This is a genomic window from Mesorhizobium sp. M0028, from assembly GCF_040323855.1.
Lineage (GTDB): Bacteria > Pseudomonadota > Alphaproteobacteria > Rhizobiales > Rhizobiaceae > Mesorhizobium.
On the sequence record NZ_JAMYVG010000013.1, the window covers coordinates 126873 to 144024 of the forward strand.

The following is a 17152-nucleotide window of genomic DNA, read 5'->3' on the forward strand; positions in this document are numbered from 1 at the left end:
ACATGAAGCGTACACGCAACATCCTCGTCGTCGCTGTCTTCCTGCTGGTCGTACTCGTCGGCGTGCCCTGGCTGATCGAGGCGACCGGTCGGCTCGACCTCTACTACACGCTGACCTCGGTCGCGCTGCTCAGCATCGCCAGCGCCGGGGTGTGGGTGACTTTCTACATCGGCCGCATAAATATCGGCCAGGGCGCCTTCGCGCTTATGGGCGGCTATGTTTCGGCCATTCTTGTCGTCCAGTACGGTGTGTCGTTCTGGCTGACACTGCCGCTGGCTGGGCTATTCTGCGCCGCTGCAAGCGTGCTGATCGGACTGCCCATCCTCAGACTTCGCGGCGTTTATTTCGCCATGGTCACGCTGGTTTTGACCGAAGTGGCGCGGCTGCTCGCGCTGGCGCTGCCGATCACCAACGGAGCCAAGGGCATGGTCAGCATTCCGCTCCCCGGCGGCATCTCGATCTTCGGGCTGACCATCCTTCCAGATTTCGCGGCGCTCCCCAATCCGCGTCCCGCCTTCTATCTGGTGTCGGTTGTGCTGATGGTGCTGTGCTTTGCGGCGCTCTACCGCCTAGTCCATTCGCGCATTGGCAAACTCTGCCAGTCGTTGCAGCAGAACGAGGAACTGGCCTCCTCGATCGGCGTCAACATCGCCTATCTGCGCGTTATCGCCTACGCCATCTCCTCATTCCTCGGCGGTCTCGGCGGTGCGATGTTCGTCGCCATCTCGCAGTCGATCTATCCGTCGAGCTTCACCGTCACCGACTCGGTGAACTTCATGCTGAACTGCTTCCTCGGCGGGCTCGGCCACGTCTTCGGGCCGATGATCGGCACCTTCGTGCTCTATTTCGGCTGGGATTTCCTGTTCGAGACCGGCGAGTTCCAGTTGCTGATCTTCTCTTCGGTGCTGATCGCGCTGATGCTGTTCCTTCCCAACGGCCTGCTCAGCCTCAGGCTGTTCGGCAAGAAGCAGGGCTAGGACCATGACTGAGCTTCTCCAGATCAAGGCAGTGACCAAACGCTTCGGCGGGCTGGTCGCGGTCAACAATGTTTCCTTCGCGGTCCGCGAACGCGAAATCCTCTCCGTCATCGGCCCCAACGGCGCCGGCAAGTCGACGCTGTTCAAGTTGATTTCCTCTTTCCTCAATCCGACCTCGGGCGAAGTGCTATTCCGGGGAGAGCGGATTTCAGGCCTGGCGCCGCATATCGTCGCCCGGAAGGGCGTGGTGCGCACGTTCCAGGAGACGACGATCTTCAAGGGCATGACGGTGCGCGACAATGTCATCATCGCGCATCACCTGCGTTCCAATGCCAGCCTTGCCGGCTTCTATCTCGGCACGAACACCGCACGGCGCGACGAGGATGAATTCGGCCGCTCGGCCGACGAGATCATCGACTTCCTCGATCTCGGCACGCAACGGCATGAGATCGCCAGCACGCTGCCGCACGGCCATCTGCGCGCGCTCGGGATTGCCATCGGGCTCGCTACCAACCCGACCGTGCTTCTGCTCGACGAGCCCTTCGCCGGCATGAACCATGACGAAACCGTGCGCGCGGTGGAGATGGTGCGCGGCGTGCGGAAGCGCGGCGTGACTGTCCTGCTGGTCGAGCACGATATGCCCGCCGTCATGAACATTTCCGACCGCATCGTCGTCCTGAACTTCGGTGTGAAAATCGCCGAGGGAACGCCGAAGGAAATCCAGGAGAACGAAAAGGTCATCGAGGCCTATCTCGGCGTCGAAGATGAGACGATCGGATTTTAGCCATGAGCGAACTGCTGAAAGTCTCCGACATCGAACTCTACTACGACCATGTCTATGCACTGAAGGGCGTGTCGCTCAACGTCAACGAGGGCGAGACCGTCGCGCTGATCGGCGCGAACGGCGCGGGCAAATCCTCGATCCTGCGCGCCATCACCGGCCTGAAGAAAGTCCGCAGCGGCGAGATTCATTTCCGGGGCCACCGCATCGACGGAACGCGCCCGGACGAGCTGGTCAGGATGGGCATCGCCATGGTGCCGGAGGGTCGGCGCGTCTTTTCCTACATGACGGTGCGCGACAATCTGATGATGGGCGCCTTCACCCGCACCGACAAGGCCGAAATCGCCAGGACGCTGGACATGGTGCTCGCGCGCTTTCCGCGCCTGAAGGAACGCTATTCCCAGACGGCGGGCACGATGAGCGGCGGCGAACAGCAGATGCTGGTGATCGGGCGGGCGCTGATGGCCAAACCGAAGCTTCTGCTGCTCGATGAACCCTCGCTCGGCGTCGCGCCGAAGCTCGTCCAGGACATCGCCCGCTCCATCGTGGCGATCAATCGCGACGAAAAGGTCAGCGTTCTCTTGGTCGAGCAGAATTCGCGCATGGCGCTGCGCATCTCGCAGCGCGCCTACGCACTGACGACCGGAAAGATCGCGCTGGCCGGACATTCGGCTGAGCTGCTTGGCGACGACCGGGTCAAGAAACTCTATCTCGGCGGCGAAATATGAAAGCGCAAATGGACATACTCGTCGTCAATCCCAACACCACTGCGTCCATGACCGAAAAGATCAGCGAGGCGGCGCGCGGCGCGGCTTCGGCCGGCACCAGGATCATCGCCGTCAATCCGAAGGACGGGCCGCCGAGCGTCGAAGGCTATTTCGACGAGGTCTTCGCCATCCCGGGAATGATCGGCGAGATCCAGAGATATCCGGCGGCGAGCGCCTGCGTCATCGCCTGCTTCGACGACACCGGCCTCGACGCAGTACGCTGCGTCGGCGAGATGCCGGTGGTCGGCATCGGCGAAGCGGCGTTTCACATGGCAAGCCTAATTGCCGGCAAGTTCAGCGTGGTGACGACGCTGTCGCGTTCGGTGCCGGCGATCGAGCACAATCTGGTGCGCTACGGCCTCGCCAGCCGCTGCGCTAGGGTGCGGGCAAGCGACGTTCCCGTTCTGGAGCTCGAAGTGCCCGGCTCCAACGCCCGCCATCGAATTTCGGAGGAGATCGAGCGCGCCATCCGCGACGACCGGGCCGAAGCGATTGTGCTGGGATGCGCCGGCATGGCCGACCTCGCCGCCGCGCTCAGCCGCGAACATGGCCTTCCTGTGCTCGACGGCGTCGCCTGCGCGGTACAACTCTGCGAGAGCCTCGTCAGCCTTGGCCTGTCGACCTCGAAGCGCGGCGGCTACCAAGTTCCACTCGAAAAGTCCTTCGCCGGAATCTTTGCGTCCTTTTCGCCCTCCGGCCGTGTATCCTGATGCGTGCAAAATTGTTGACATTCCCACACAGGATGTTCGATGTCCGGCCGGAAACGCGGTGTTCGCGCCGCTATGCGATCCGGCCGCCGGGACAATGAGACGATGGACCTGCTTGGACCAAAGACACGGGATGGCGACAAGCCGACGATGCGCTGGTTTCCGGTCTATGCCGGCCTGCGCGACGCCATCGTCAGCCACCGCCTCGCACCGGGCACAAAGCTGCCCGAGGACGAGCTCGCCTCGATCTATTCGGTGAGCCGCGCGGTGATACGCGCGGCGCTGCAGGCGCTGTCGCATGACCGCTTGGCTCGGCTCGAGCCGAACCGCGGCGCGTTCGTCGCCCAGCCGACCAAGCAGGAAGCGCGCGAGGTGTTCGAAGCGCGAGCGCTGATCGAGCCCAAGGTCGCGGCGCTTGCCGCCGAAGTGGCAAAGCCGGCCGAGATCGCGCAACTGCGGCTTCATCTCGAAAAAGAGCACGAGGCCCTGCATGCCGGCCGCGACAGCGACGCCATAATGCTGTCGGCAAAATTCCATGTCGGCATCGCTGAAATCGCCGGCCATTCGATCCTGACCGGCTTCGTCAAGGACCTGTTGTCGCGGTCGTCGCTGATCATCGCGCTCTACTGGCGCCGCCGCGACACCACCTGCGAAAGCCACGCCCATCACGCCCTCGTTGATTCCATCGAAAAGCACGACGCAAAAAACGCGTCCGACCTGATGCAAAGTCATCTCATCGACCTTCTGTCGGGCCTTGATCTGTCGCTTGGCGAGAAGAAGCCCGAGAGCCTGTCGGACATCTTGCGCTGATCTCCGCTGTCAAACTCTTCGCCGGAGTTCGCCTATGTCCGCACGTGCTGGGCGTGATCGAAGCAATGCATAGCATGCATCGGTCCATGAGGACTGCTTCTTCGTTCCTGCCGTCATAACAGTAGCGCTCGTTGAGTCCGCGGCGCTGCCCTCCAGCTTCGGCTACTCCTGCTGCCGCACAACGGACGGGCAATGCGCCGATCAGAGCTTGAGGCACGCAGTCGCAGCAAGGATTGGCAAACTGCCGGTTTTTCTTACGGCCTTTAGATACGACCTGATGCGATCGGTCGATGGCCCTCGCGAGAGGCCAGTTCCAGACTGTCTGTTTATGCGACTTTGGAAGCACAAAAGGGGAACATCTAGCGGCTTATGTGTTTTCGACGTCAACAGCCTCTGGCGGTCAGATCGGCGATCGACCGGCATTGTGAATGCCTGGAAGGGGCCGGAACCGGACTGTCAGCTTTCAAGATGACTGGACAAGATAGCCGGCCCTTGCGTCCAGCCTCGTCTGACCGCTGTGCGCCAGAAGCGACCTTTCGGACCACCGGGGCTAATGGACGACCTCCTGGCTTTGGCCGGGCGGGCTCGTCAGGGCGCCGCGATAGGTGTACAATTTTAGCCATGTTGGGTCCGGGGCCGGATGATGATCGTCCCTCCATTGAACCGGAAACTGCTGGCAATCCTTGCAGCGGATATGGTCGGCTATTCAACGGCGATCGAAATTGACGAAGCTGGCACCATCGGACGCCTGAGAGCTATCCGGGCCGACGTAACCGATACGGCGATCGCTCTGCACCAGGGTCGAATTGTCAAACTATTAGGAGATGGCGCACTTGTCGTCTTCGACAGCGTGGTCGATGCGGTAATCTGCGCAGCCGAAATTCAAAAAGCTGTGGCCGTTCGCAATGGTGCACTGCCGGAGCATGAGCGGATTGTGTTCCGCATCGGGATAAATCTTGGCGATGTGGCGCTCGTGGATGGCGATGTGTATGGCGACGGCGTCAATATCGCCGCTCGGTTGCAGCAACTCGCTGACCCGGGCGGCGTGATCGTATCGGGCACGGCCTTTGACCATCTGCAGGGCAAGCTTGATTGGCCCCTCGATTTCGCTGGCGAGCAGCAAGTCAAGAATATCAATCGCCCCGTGCGGATGTACCGGCTGAGGCTCGATGGCAAGCCGGCGCGCCGCCCGCTTCTCGGAATGATGCCGCGCTGGGCCAGGACGGCTGCGGCGGCCACCGTGGTGCTGGCTCTGGCGGGTGGAGGGACATGGTGGGTCTTTCAGCCTGCGCCACTGGGGGCCAAGCCGTCGATCGCGGTGCTGCCCTTCAATAATTATGGCGGCGACGGGGCCACCGGGCGTTTGGCCGATGGCCTCACCGAAGACATCATCACCGATCTCGCGCAGTTTCCCGAACTCGACGTCGTGGCACGCAATTCGACGCAAGCGTACAAAGGCAAGTCGCTGGATGTCCGCCAGGTCGCGAGTGCGCTCGACGTCGGCTATGTGCTGGAAGGCTCGATCCAGCGCCTGGGCGGTCGGCTGCGGATCACCGCGCAGCTGATCGATGCAAAAACCGGCAACCATCTGTGGTCGGAGCGATGGGACCGGCCTGCTGAAGACGTATTCGCCGTTCAAACCGAGATCGCCGAGCAGGTCACCAACCGCCTCGGCAACGGCGTGGGGCTGATTCAAGGCGCGGGGCGGGCTGCAGCGAAGCGTAAACGGCCGGACAACTTGACTGTCTATGATTACTACCTGCTCGGAACCGAAAGGATTGAAAAGATTGCCGTAGCGGATGAGGAGGAGGCCATCAGGCTGCTCAACCTCGCTGTCGAGCTGGACCCGGGGTTCGCCCGCGCCTGGGTGGAACTTTATCATGCTCATAACATATTGGCTGGCTTCGGTATCAATCCCGAGAGCGAGATCAAGGCGGCTGCCGATGTAGCCGAACGCGCGGTGCGGCTCGATCCGAGCGACGCCGAGGCGCACGCCGTTTTTGGCATGAGCCTCAAAGACAAGGGCGACAACGCCCGCGCCAAGGTCGAGCTGGACACGGCCCTCCGCCTCGCTCCGGGTTCGGCCGAAATCCTGACATTCTATTCCGGCTTTGCGGCAGGCTTCGACGAACCCGAACGCGGCGCTCAGTTGGTCGACCAAGTTATACGGCTCGACCCGAATTACCCGATGTGGGCAACTGCTTTCTACTCCACTGCCTATTTTATGGCTGGTCGCTATGAGGACGCCTTGAAGATGCTGGAGCGCAAGACGCCCGATAACTACGGCAAAGGGGGTTGGGTGGTGCGTAGCAGCTCCTTTGCGGCTCTGGGTCGAATCGATGAGGCGAATGCTTCGGTCCGGGAAACCCTTAAACGGTATCCGGACCTGACCGTCGAGGGCATGGTCAATGAATTCAGCTTGAGCAAGACGGAGCGCGGTCGTTTCATCGAGACAATGCCGCTAGCCGGCTTCCCGGCGTGCGCCAAGACCGGGTCGCTGGCAAAACTCGCCAAACCTGTGCGGCTGCCGGAATGCGAGGCGGGGGAGGCGCAGCCTCTCCGGCAGCCATAGAACAAGCTCGGCGCAAAAGGGAGACGTGAGCCGCGAATCGCCCCGGCACTGGCGGGCGCTGTCGCCGAAGGTTGGAGGCGATGACACATATGGTTGTGACGCCGCGCGAGGCTCCCGCTAGCGAACGAAGAACTCAGGGTCAAACGCTCAAGTGAGTATCCCTACGGTGGAAGCCGGCTGAGCAAGTGATGTTCTGAGCAGTGGCGATTATGTCAGGAATGGGCCGACAACGGATCGGCCGCTTCGAGCCCGTGGATATCGAAAGCGGACATTCACGTCGATGTGGGCATGATCATCATCTGACCCTGAACAGACTGGGAGCGAGGTGCCAAAAGCTTCAACGCCGAAGAGCGATTTAGGTCAAATCAGACGATCCTCATTACGACATCGATGTTGCCCCGTGTCGCTTTGGAGTAAGGACAAATCTCGTGCGCTTCATCCACCAGAATTTGTACCACATCGCGCTCCAGACTCGGCACGGCAATATCCAGTTGGACGTTAAGAAAGTGGCCGTTTTCTCCGTAGTTCAGATTCACCTCGGCCTCGATGCTCATCCCTGCAGGCAGCGCGATTTTTCGTTCGTGGGCCGCAGATGCGATTGCGCTTGCGAAGCTGGCCGACCAGCCGGCCGCGAGCAACTGCTCCGGATTGGTGCCGATGCGCGCCGATCCAGGCGTCGATAGCCAGATGTCCAGAAGGCCGTCGGAACTGCGCGAGGCGCCATTTTCGCGACTGCCCGTGGTTGCGGTCCTGGCCGTATAGACAACCCTTGTGATGTGGCTCATGGGCATTCTTTGCTGGTAGCGGTAACCGCCGCTTCGGTGGTTGCCGCGAACTCGATCAGGCGTCGACTTCGACAACGGCATCGGCAAAGGCCTGCGGCGCTTCCTGGGGCAGGTTGTGCCCGATGCCGCCGGTGACGACCCGATGCGCGTATCTGCCCGGGAACATCGTGGCGTATACGCTGGCGTCCGGATGCGGCGCGCCATTGGCGTCGCCTTCGAGGGTGATCGTCGGCACGCCGATGACCGGTGCCTGCGCGAGTCGCTCCTCGAACGCGTCGTATTGCTGCTCGCCGGCGGCGAGTCCGAGCCGCCAGCGATAATTGTGGACCACAATGGCCACGTGATCGGGATTGTCGAAGGCTGCGGCGCTGCGCTCGAATGTGGCATCGTCGAAATTCCACCGCGGCGACGCGAGTTGCCAGATCAGCCTGGTGAAATCTCGTGTGTATTTCTCGTAGCCGGCGCGGCCGCGATCGGTGGCGAAGTAATATTGATACCACCATTGCAGCTCGGCCTTGGGTGGCAGCGGCAGCTTGCCGGCTTGCTGGTTGCCGATGAGGTAGCCGCTCACCGAGACCATCGCCTTGCAGCGTTCAGGCCATAGTGCGGCAATGATGTTCGCGGTGCGCGCGCCCCAGTCGCAGCCGCCAATCGTCGCCTTTTCGATGCCCAGTGCGTCCATCAGGGCGACAATGTCCGCGGCAATCGCTGACTGCTGACCGTTGCGCATCGTGTCGTCCAACAGGAATCGGGTCGTGCCGTATCCGCGCAGGTAGGGAACAATCACGCGGTGGCCTTTCGCTGCCAGCAGAGGAGCGACATCGGCATAGGTGTGGATGTCATACGGCCAGCCATGTAGCAGGATGACGGGCGGGCCGTCGGTCCGTCCAAGTTCCGCATAGCCGACGCTCAGCACGCCGGCCTCGATCCGCTTCAAGGGCCCAAAGGACGCCGCAGGCTCTCCAGTCGTCTGTTGCGCTTGTGCCGGGCCGATCAGGCCGAACTGAGTGGCGGCGACAGCCATCGCGGCGGCGCCAAAGAACCGACGGCGATCTTGGTCGATTTCATCGGGGATATTGAGCGAATGCATTTGGGAACCTCTATCCTTGCGCGGGCGATCAGCCGAACGTGAATGCAAAGACCTCCACGCCTGAGTCGAGAAACTCGATCTCGAACTGGCGATCGACGATGGGTTTCGATTGTCGGATCAGTTGGTACAGGCGCTGCTCTGTCACTGCGCCTTCGCCCATTTCATTGACGTCGATGCCGTGAGCCGTGCCTGGCGGCTGCCCGTCGATCAGCACGCGAAATCTCACAGACGTTCCCGGCGCTGCCGGACCCATGACCAAATGAAGGTCGCGCGCGTGAAAACGGTACGCGATGCGGGCATCGGACTTGTTCAGTACGGCGGTTTCTTTCGTTACCGTCCAACTGCCAGACAGCCCCCACTCATTCAGGCGTAGTCGCGCCGGCACGTCGTAGATGTGCGGCGCGTCCAAGACCGCTTCACCGCCGGAGGCAAAATTCTGGGTGCGTTCGTAGCCGAGATAATTTTCCGGAGACTTGAGGGTCTCCCAATCGGCCGCGGCTTCGATGCCGCGGGCATCCACCGACACAGGCTCACGGTCGAATCCGCCGGCGCCAGCCTCAGTCAGCAATTCCTGGATGACCATTTCCGACTGTTGGTATGAGCCCTCGCCAAAGTGGTGATACCGGACGCGTCCCCGCGAATCGACGAAATAGAGTGCCGGCCAGTACTGGTTGCTGAAAGCCCGCCATATGAGATGGTCGTTGTCGACGGCGATCGGGTAATCGATCCCCAGGTCTTTCACCGCCCGGTGCACGTTGTTCAGGTCTTTTTCGAACGAGAACTCCGGCGCGTGGATTCCGATCACCACCAAACCATGCTTCCGGTATTTCTCGTCCCAGGCCTGAACGTAGGGAAGCGTGCGCAGCCAGTTGATGCAGGTGTAGGTCCAGAAATCGATGAGGACGACCTTGCCATGCAAAGCCGACGCCGTCAGCGGCGGCGAATTTATCCACTCGTGCGCCACGCCAAGCGAAGCAAGCTCGGATTGACCCTCGAACTGGTCGGAGGAAAGTCCGTGAAGGAACGGAACCCTCATCGGTGCGGAGGCTATCGGCTGAGCCACATCCGTGTCTCCCAGAAAACTGGCAATCGGAGCCCCGATTGCCATTGCGAGCGCCACGGCGACGAGCAGCTTAAGTGCTTTCATCGACGACGCCTTTTCAGTTTCGATCGATATCGCCGCGCAGACGGTTCAGCGGCGCGCTGCGCGCTGAATCCTTCAGAGCGGAAGCTCTTTGCCGGCCTGCTCAGCCACCATGTATTCCGCGTACCAGTCCGGCCAGTTCTCATCGCGCTGGCCGCCGTTGCGCTTCTCGTGCTCGCCGTGGGCCTCCGACGCGCGTCGCAGCGCGGCAACAAGATCCGCTCCGGAAGCGTAGGTCGTGGTGTCGATCCGGCCGGGAAAGCGGGTGGTGATTTCCTGCAGCAGCCATTCGTTGCCGTCCGGGTCCTTGAACGTCGCGAACGAGGAGTAGCTGCGCCGCTCGGGATCGCGCCCCTTGACCGCCGGCTTGCCGGGACCTGTGCGGTGAAACGCCTCGCTGACCTCGGCGCCGTGGCCAATGAGCTCGGCGCGCGCCGCCTCGATGTCCGACACGACAAGATAAAGCCCGCTTGCCGAGCCGGGCTCCGCCGTCGTGACCCCCGTGCCGAAGTGGATCGAGGCAGGCGAGCCCGGAGGTGTGAACTGCACACCCCGGAACGTATCGCCGACGACGAAATCGCCGTCGAGCCGCCAGCCCAGGCCGATATAAAAGCTCTTGGCGCGATCGACGTCCGAGACGGGGATGACCACGACCTCGAGCTTCATGTCGAGCGCCTGCTTTTTGAGGGTCCCGGTCGCAGTTTCGTGCTTTTCGTCACGGGGCGTTTTCATGGTTTGAGACATTTGTCGTTCCTTTCGAGTGAGGTGGTTATTTGGTTTGCCGCAGCGGCCTGAACGCGGCGCGCAACTCGGCAGAAAAGAGCTCCGGCCGCTCCCACGCGGCGAAGTGGCCGCCTTTGTCGACCTCATGGAAGTAGATCAGGTCGGGGTAGGCGCGCCGGGCCCACGTCTCGGGGGCCTGATAGCCTTCCCCCGGAAAGACCGTGATGGCCACCGGCAGCGAGACTTCGCTGGTCTTTTCAGGGTCGGCAAAAACGGGACTGCGCCCGCCGCCGTACTCCCAGTAAATTCGCCCGGACGAGGTGGCGGTGTCCGTCAGCCAGTACAGCGTGATATCGTCCAGCACCTCGTCAGGCGACTTTTCGGGGTCGCTTTTGTCGTAGGTCCAGCCCGAAAAGCCCGGATGCCCGAGCATCCAAGCGGCGAGCCCTGCGGGGGAGTCATTGATGGCGTAACCGATCGTCTGGGGCCGGGTGCCCATCATCGTGGCGTAGGATCTGTTCCCCATCTTGGCGGCCATGCTGAGCGCATCGAACGCCGCGCGCTCCTTGTCCATGAGCCCCGCCGGCGCCGGTCCGCCGGCGGCGAGCACCGCGGCAATCTCTGGCGGTACGACAGCCGGCAGGTTGACATGAATGCCGAGCAGGCCTGCCGGGGCCAGACGTCCCATTGCATTCGAAACGGGAGAGCCCCAGTCGCCGCCCTGGGCGACGTAATCTGTGTAGCCAAGGCGCTTCATCAGCTCTGCCCAGGCTCGTGCAATGCGGTCTGTACCCCAGCCGGTATCTGTGGGTTTGCCGGAGAAGCCGAAACCCGGCAACGACGGCAGTACGAGGTCGAACGCGTCTTCCGGGCTACCGCCATGCGCCGTGGGATCGGTGAGAGGGCCGACGGTCTTGAGCAGTTCCAGCACCGAGCCGGGCCAGCCATGCGTCATGATCAGCGGCAAGGCATTGGGATGTTTCGAGCGAACGTGAATGAAGTGGATGTCCACTCCGTCGATCGTGGTCATGAACTGGGGCAGGGAATTCAGCTTCGCTTCCGCTGTCCGCCAGTCGTAGGCCGTGCCCCAATACTCGACGAGCGGCCTGATCTTCGCGAGCTGTATGCCCTGCGACTGGTCATCGACCGTCTCCCGGTTGGGCCACCTTGTCTGCGCAATGCGACTGCGAAGATCATCGAGCGGCGCTTGCGGCACATAGACTTTGAAGGGCCGGATCGAGCGATCCTCGACCGGGTTGGCGGAGGCGGGCGCGGAAAGGATGCAAAGCCCGAATGCCAGCACGGCCGCCAGTTGGTCGAGCCTCATGGCTGCACCTTCTTGTCCGGAGTGTGGAACGTCACCGTTTGTTTGGTGAAGACTTTGCCTTCGGGATCCACCACCTCGATCAGCACCTTGTGCTGGCCGCTTGGCATGCCAACCAAGATGATGGTGTTGCTCTGACCGTAGTCCGCCCACGCCCAAGGCAGGTCGTCGACGGTGACGTGCAGATGCCCGACCCGCGGAGACACGTTGCGCGCGGCCGCCCCGCCCACAGGCAGGATGCGCAAGTTCTCCACCCGGTACGGGATGAACACGACGCCGCTGGCCAACGGACCCGGAAGCGGCGGCTCCACGATCAGCTTGGGTGCGGGCTCGTTGTCGATGGGAACGACCGTGCTCTGGGCAAACGCGCCCGTGGCGAGCACGGTGCAAACCGCGAGTGCGGTGAGCGTCTTGATGAGGGGGTTCATTGCAGTCGCTCCCTTCGGAGGTTGGCTACGCAGCTATCGCTGGGCGGAAGATGACGAGCGTCCGGCGCGCCATCCCCCGCCAACACGTCATGTCTGCAACGTCTTGAATGTTGCGCGCACCTCATCGGTGAAACTCTTCGGCTGCTCCCAGGCGGCGAAATGGCAGCCCTTGTCCGTGCGGCCATAGTGCAGAAGCTTCGGGAACGCGCGTTCGGTCCAACTCTTCGGTGCGGTGTAGATTTCACTGGGGTTCGCAGTCGCACCGACGGGAATGGTGATGCCCTTGGCGTCGAAGAAGCCGGCCTTCGCCGTTTGCGTATGTTCCCAATAGAGACGTGCCGACGAGATCGCCGTGTTCGTCAGCCAGTAGAACGTGATGTTGTCGAGGATGTCGTCGCGGGTAAGGCCCTCCGGCTCTCCATCGAAGGAGCGGGCGATCAGCGCATAACTGTCCGCATCGTGATCGAGGATCCACGCCGCCAGGCCGGCCGGTGAATCGACGATCCCGTAGAGCGTTTGCGGACGAAGAGCCATCTCGTTGGCGTAGCCCAGGCCGTTTTTGTAGAAGAACGCTACCTGCTCGTAGGCACGCTTCTCGTCGGGGCCAAGATCAGCGGGGGGCGGACCGCCGGAGGCCAGCGCCTTCACGATCTCCGGCGGAATGGTCCCCGGCATATTCGTGTGGATGGCGACCAGCTCGGGAGGTGCGATCAGGGCCATCTGTTCCGTGATGAGTGCTCCCCAATCGCCGCCCTGCGCGACGTAGCGGTCGTAGCCAAGGCGTTTCATCAGCACGATCCACGCCCGCGCGATGCGCCCGGGATCCCAACCGGTTTCGGTGGGCTTGCCGGAAAAGCCGTAGCCCGGCATCGACGGGATCACCACGTCGAACGCCTCCGCCTCCGTGCCTCCGTGCGCAGTGGGATTGGTGAACGGGTCGATGATCTTCAAAAGTTCGATGACCGAACCGGGCCAGCCGTGCGTGATGATGACAGGCAGGGCGCCCTGATGCTTAGACTTCACATGGATGAAGTGGATGTCGAGCCCATCGATCTCAGTGACGAAATTCGGCAGCGCCTTCAACTGCGCCTCGCACTTGCTCCAATCGTATTCCGTTCGCCAGTACTGCATGAGCTTCTGCATTGTGGCGAGTTGCACGCCCTGCGTTGGCCCTACAGTTGCTGGGGTCGACCAGATCCGCCGGGACGCCTCGTGGGAGACGAGTTCGCGCTCGGGCCAGCGCGTGGCGGCGATGCGCCGGCGAAGCTCATTGATCTCCTCCTGCGGGAAACTGACGGAGAAAGGGCGGATGGCATCGCTCGTGGATGCGGCGGCCAATTGCGACGGGAGCAGGCTCGCCGCGCCGGCGGCGGCGATGCCGGCCGCCGCAGTGCCCAAAAGTCGCCGGCGATCCTGGTCGATTGCTTCGGAGGTTCTGGTCGTGTCCATGGGTCTCTCCTGGGTTGATGGGTTTGCGATCTATCTACGTAGCTTGAACTACGCCCAGGAGGCGGGATTAGCCCGTTATGCGTCGTGAGCTTGTGTTAGCCGCTGCCAGCCTGCCGCTTTTTTGAGCAGATAGGAGGCGCCTAGACTGTGAGACTCCCTATGGTGCAGGAGCGCTCCTTGACTTAAACTGCGGCGCTGGGTGCAGGCGGCTCCAAAAGAAGACGCCATGACGAAAACGGGAATACAAGCCAAAGACAGATTGTCGTTTGGCCCTTTCCATTTTGCTGCGGGTGAAAGGCTCCTGACAAGAGAAGGCGCTCCCGTAGAGTTGGGTTCGCGCGCCATCGACATTCTCATAGTCCTGACCTCTGCACCGAATGAAGTCGTCAGCAAGAAAGATCTAATGTCGCGGGTTTGGCCGGATGTCGTCGTCGAGGAAGGCAGCCTGCGGTTCCACATGACCGGACTGCGCAGGGCGCTGGGCGATGGAAAGGATGGCGCGCGGTACATCGCGACGCTTCCGGGGCGGGGCTATTGCTTCGTTGCGCCGGTTTTGCGATTAAACAGCCCACGCGACGAAGCCCTATTCATTGCCGCTGAGTTTCCGCACGCGAATCTTCCAAACCGCTTGAGCCGGATGGTCGGACGGGACGAGGATGTTCTTAAGCTGTCGGTGCAGCTGAATGCTTCGCGGTTCGTCACCATCGTTGGCGCCGGTGGCGTCGGCAAAACCACCGTCGCGATCGCAGTCGGGCATCACCTGATCGAAGCATTTTCAGGGGCGGTCTTGTTCGTCGATCTGGGAATGATCGGCGATCCCGGTCTGGTGACGACAGCCGTCGCCTCGATGCTTGGACTAACGGTTCAAACAGAGGATGCGACGCCCAACCTGATCGCTTACTTGCGCAACAAGCGGATTCTGTTGATCCTCGATACCTGTGAGCATCTCGTGGATGCGGTGGCGCCTCTGGCCTCGAGCATCGTCGATGCGGCGTCACAGGTCTACATCCTGGCGACGAGCCGCGAGGCGCTTCGGGTCGAGGGCGAACATATCTGCCGGTTGGATGCGCTTGCGTTTCCGCCCGACGAACCGGGGCTAACGGCGGCCATCGTCCAGACATTCCCGGCCACCCAGCTGTTCGTCGAGCGAGCGGTGGCAGGTGGCGCTCGTTTGGACATCGGCGACGCCGAGGCCTTGATCATCGCAAGCATCTGCCGAAAGCTTGACGGGGTGGCGCTCTCGATCGAACTGGCGGCCAGACGTGTCGAATCCTATGGGCTGCAGCAGACAGCCGCGCTTCTCGATCAACGCCTGACACTGCTGTGGCTCGGTTCACGGACAGCGCCGCCGCGTCAGCAGACCTTGCAGGCGACACTAGACTGGAGCTTTGGGCTCCTGACCGACGTTGAGCGCGTGGTGCTTCGCAGGCTCGCTGTATTCGTCGGTCATTTCACGCTCGATGCCGCCCTGGAGGTCGTGACGAGCGCGACCCTCGACCGATCGACCGTCCTTGGCGCCATGGACAGTCTTGTCGGCAAATCGATCGTGGCGACGCGTCCGGTTGGAGCAATGATGCGCTACAGGCTCCTCGATACGACGCGCGCCTACGTTCTCGACATCCGGATCGATGACGCCGAGGCTGCCGATCTGGCAGTGCGCCACGCCGCCTACTATCGGAGATGGCTGGAGCAGACCGGGATCGAGTGGCCAAGCCTGGCGACCGGTGAGGAGCGGGCGCCCCACTTCGCCGCCATCAACAATGTCCGGGCTGCCCTGGAATGGTGCTTCGGCGACAGCGGAAACGCCAACATCGGCGTCGGACTCGCCAGCGCTGTCGCGCCGGTTTTCCTGGCAATGTCCTTGTTGCCGGAGTGTCATCGCTGGTCTGAAAGAGCAATATTCGCTTTCGACGATGCCGCCCTTGGCGGACTTGACGAGATGCATCTTCAGGCAGCCCTCGGCGTGTCCTTCATGTTCATGCGGGGAGGACGCGACAGGGCGCGCGTAGCTCTGGAGAGGAGCCTGGCGATCGCCGAGCAGCGCGGCGATCCGCTGGACCGGGTGCGTCTGTTGGGTTCGCTCAACATGTTCCATCTGCGGACGGGCAATTTCGCAACCGCCCTTGAGTTTGCAAGGCGTTGTTCAGCCACAGCCGCGACCTTGGACGACTCGGTCGTCAACGCGCTGGCACACTCGATCCTGGGCATCTCGCTCCACCTGCGAGGCGACCTCGCGGAGGCCCGCGCAGAGCTGGAGGCGGCGCTCGACCGTGGGCCGCGCTCCCAGCGGACCACGACGATCTATCTGGGCTTCGAAGGCAAAATCCTGGCCAGGGCCATCCTGGCGAGGAACCTTTGGCTACAAGGCCATCCGGACCAAGCCATGGCACACGCCCGACAGGCCGTCGAAGAGGCTGCCGCCATGGATCATTCTCTAACGTTGGCGATCGCGTTGATCTGGGCGATATCGGTCTTCCTGTGGACCGGTGACCTGAAGAGCGCCGAGGCGTACATAGATATGCTCATCGCCCGCGCGGAATCCCATTCCATGACTCCGTACCTGCTGGTCGGTCGGGGCTTCAAAAGCGAAGTCGCGATCCGTCACGGCGATGCAAAAAGCGGCGTCGAGGGCCTGCAGACATCTCTTCGGAAGCTCCACGCGGCGCCTTATGAATTGCTCACGACGCCGCTCAACCTCTCGCTAGTTAGGGGACTGTCCGCGATCGGTCAGGTTGATGAAGCCATTGCGTTGATCGACGAGTCGCTTGGTCAAGTCGAAAAGAACGGCGACCAGTTGTACCTCCCGGAGTTGCTACGGATGAAGGGAAGCCTCCTTCTCCAGTCGGAGCGCAACCGTGATGAAGCTGCCGCCTACCTCATGCAGGCACTGGAGTTGAGCCGAAGTCAGCGCGCACGGGCATGGGAGTTGCGAACCGCAATCGACATGGCGACGCTGATGGCCGGGCGCGGGGAGATCAACAGCGCTCGCGAGCTCTTGCAGTCGGTTGCGGCGTATTTTGTGGAGAGCCTGAATACGGCGGATGTCGGGGCTGCCGAACACCTGCTGGCGACACTGAGGTAGAGCCTCAATGCCACTTCTCCTAATGGTGTCGTCCCCTCTCGGCGCAATTTCGACGGTGGTGTGGGCACTATTAATGTCGGCTTCGGGAGGACAGGAGTGGCTGGCTGAATGACCGACATGCTGAAGGGTTTCGGGTGCCGTCAGGCGTACGAAAGTCTCTCATGCAGGAACCCGCGGGCCGCAGACGACGGCCTATGGGGATTTGTGTTTCGGAGCGTGCCTGGGTCTGTCGCGAACTTCCGCATAGGATGCGGTGGGCATGGCGTGGAAGCGGCTTCCGGGCCCGGTCGCAGAGCCTGGAGCGTTGATTCCGACGGGATTGGTGTGCGTGACGACCGGCTCGACGGCAATGTGCACATAACATCCCGTTGACCGTCGCCGGCGTGGCGCGGTCGTACGAGCAACTTGGTCATGCCGGGTCATGAGGTGGGGACTGTCGGGAATTCTGTGCGCGAGGCCATGATGATGGAAAGGAGAGAATCATCGCATGGCTATTGAGAAGGAACTTCTGGA

General features: G+C 62.1%; 14 protein-coding genes. 7 read left to right on the forward strand and 7 right to left on the reverse strand.

The features are described 5' to 3' along the window. Positions 1-2 precede the first annotated feature (2 nt). The 6 genes from NKJ93_RS22580 to NKJ93_RS22605 all read left to right on the forward strand — a co-directional run bounded on the left by NKJ93_RS22580 (position 3) and on the right by NKJ93_RS22605 (position 6614). Complete coding sequence (locus NKJ93_RS22580) at positions 3-977, forward strand: branched-chain amino acid ABC transporter permease (protein ID WP_352495643.1); 975 nt, start codon at positions 3-5, stop codon at positions 975-977. A gap of 4 nt (positions 978-981) precedes the next feature. After that, positions 982-1761, forward strand: coding sequence for an ABC transporter ATP-binding protein (locus NKJ93_RS22585; RefSeq protein ID WP_352495644.1), 780 nt, complete (start codon positions 982-984; stop codon positions 1759-1761). Positions 1762-1763: 2 nt separating this feature from the next. Next, on the forward strand, positions 1764-2486 hold the full coding sequence (locus NKJ93_RS22590) for an ABC transporter ATP-binding protein (RefSeq protein ID WP_023722330.1): 723 nt from the start codon (positions 1764-1766) through the stop codon (positions 2484-2486). A gap of 8 nt (positions 2487-2494) precedes the next feature. Then, positions 2495-3235, forward strand: a complete 741-nt coding sequence (locus NKJ93_RS22595; protein WP_352484980.1) for an aspartate/glutamate racemase family protein — start codon at positions 2495-2497, stop codon at positions 3233-3235. A 102-nt stretch (positions 3236-3337) separates the two neighbouring features. Continuing rightward, positions 3338-4042 (forward strand): GntR family transcriptional regulator, encoded by a 705-nt coding sequence (locus NKJ93_RS22600; protein ID WP_023722328.1) that lies wholly within the window; start codon positions 3338-3340, stop codon positions 4040-4042. A gap of 643 nt (positions 4043-4685) precedes the next feature. After that, positions 4686-6614, forward strand: a complete 1929-nt coding sequence (locus NKJ93_RS22605; RefSeq protein ID WP_352591198.1) for an adenylate/guanylate cyclase domain-containing protein — start codon at positions 4686-4688, stop codon at positions 6612-6614. Positions 6615-6979: 365 nt separating this feature from the next. Here NKJ93_RS22605 and NKJ93_RS22610 read toward each other — a convergent pair whose 3' ends face one another. The 7 genes from NKJ93_RS22610 to NKJ93_RS22640 all read right to left on the reverse strand — a co-directional run bounded on the left by NKJ93_RS22610 (position 6980) and on the right by NKJ93_RS22640 (position 13557). Continuing rightward, the gene (locus NKJ93_RS22610) at positions 6980-7399 is read right to left on the reverse strand and encodes an Ohr family peroxiredoxin (RefSeq protein ID WP_352496626.1); all 420 of its coding nucleotides are present in this window, start codon (positions 7397-7399) and stop codon (positions 6980-6982) included. A gap of 55 nt (positions 7400-7454) precedes the next feature. Continuing rightward, on the reverse strand, positions 7455-8423 hold the full coding sequence (locus tag NKJ93_RS22615; protein ID WP_502895824.1) for an alpha/beta fold hydrolase: 969 nt from the start codon (positions 8421-8423) through the stop codon (positions 7455-7457). Between the two features lie 94 nt (positions 8424-8517). Continuing rightward, complete coding sequence (locus NKJ93_RS22620; protein ID WP_352591183.1) at positions 8518-9636, reverse strand: redoxin domain-containing protein; 1119 nt, start codon at positions 9634-9636, stop codon at positions 8518-8520. Between the two features lie 72 nt (positions 9637-9708). Then, positions 9709-10365 (reverse strand): VOC family protein, encoded by a 657-nt coding sequence (locus NKJ93_RS22625; RefSeq protein WP_031195072.1) that lies wholly within the window; start codon positions 10363-10365, stop codon positions 9709-9711. A gap of 37 nt (positions 10366-10402) precedes the next feature. Continuing rightward, positions 10403-11683 carry an epoxide hydrolase family protein gene (locus NKJ93_RS22630; RefSeq protein ID WP_352591186.1) on the reverse strand — a complete coding sequence of 427 codons (1281 nt, stop codon included), beginning with the start codon at positions 11681-11683 and terminating at the stop codon, positions 10403-10405. Continuing rightward, a complete protein-coding gene (locus tag NKJ93_RS22635) occupies positions 11680-12108 on the reverse strand; it encodes a DUF6130 family protein (RefSeq protein ID WP_352591189.1) in 429 nt (142 codons plus the stop codon). The genes NKJ93_RS22630 and NKJ93_RS22635 overlap by 4 nt, the downstream gene beginning before the upstream one ends. Positions 12109-12195: 87 nt before the next feature. Then, entirely contained in the window at positions 12196-13557 is a 1362-nt protein-coding gene (locus tag NKJ93_RS22640; protein WP_352591192.1) for an epoxide hydrolase family protein, read from the reverse strand. A gap of 226 nt (positions 13558-13783) precedes the next feature. On the opposite strand from NKJ93_RS22640, the gene NKJ93_RS22645 reads away from it, so the two are divergent. Next, positions 13784-16639, forward strand: a complete 2856-nt coding sequence (locus NKJ93_RS22645) for an ATP-binding protein (RefSeq protein WP_352484985.1) — start codon at positions 13784-13786, stop codon at positions 16637-16639. Positions 16640-17152 lie beyond the last annotated feature (513 nt).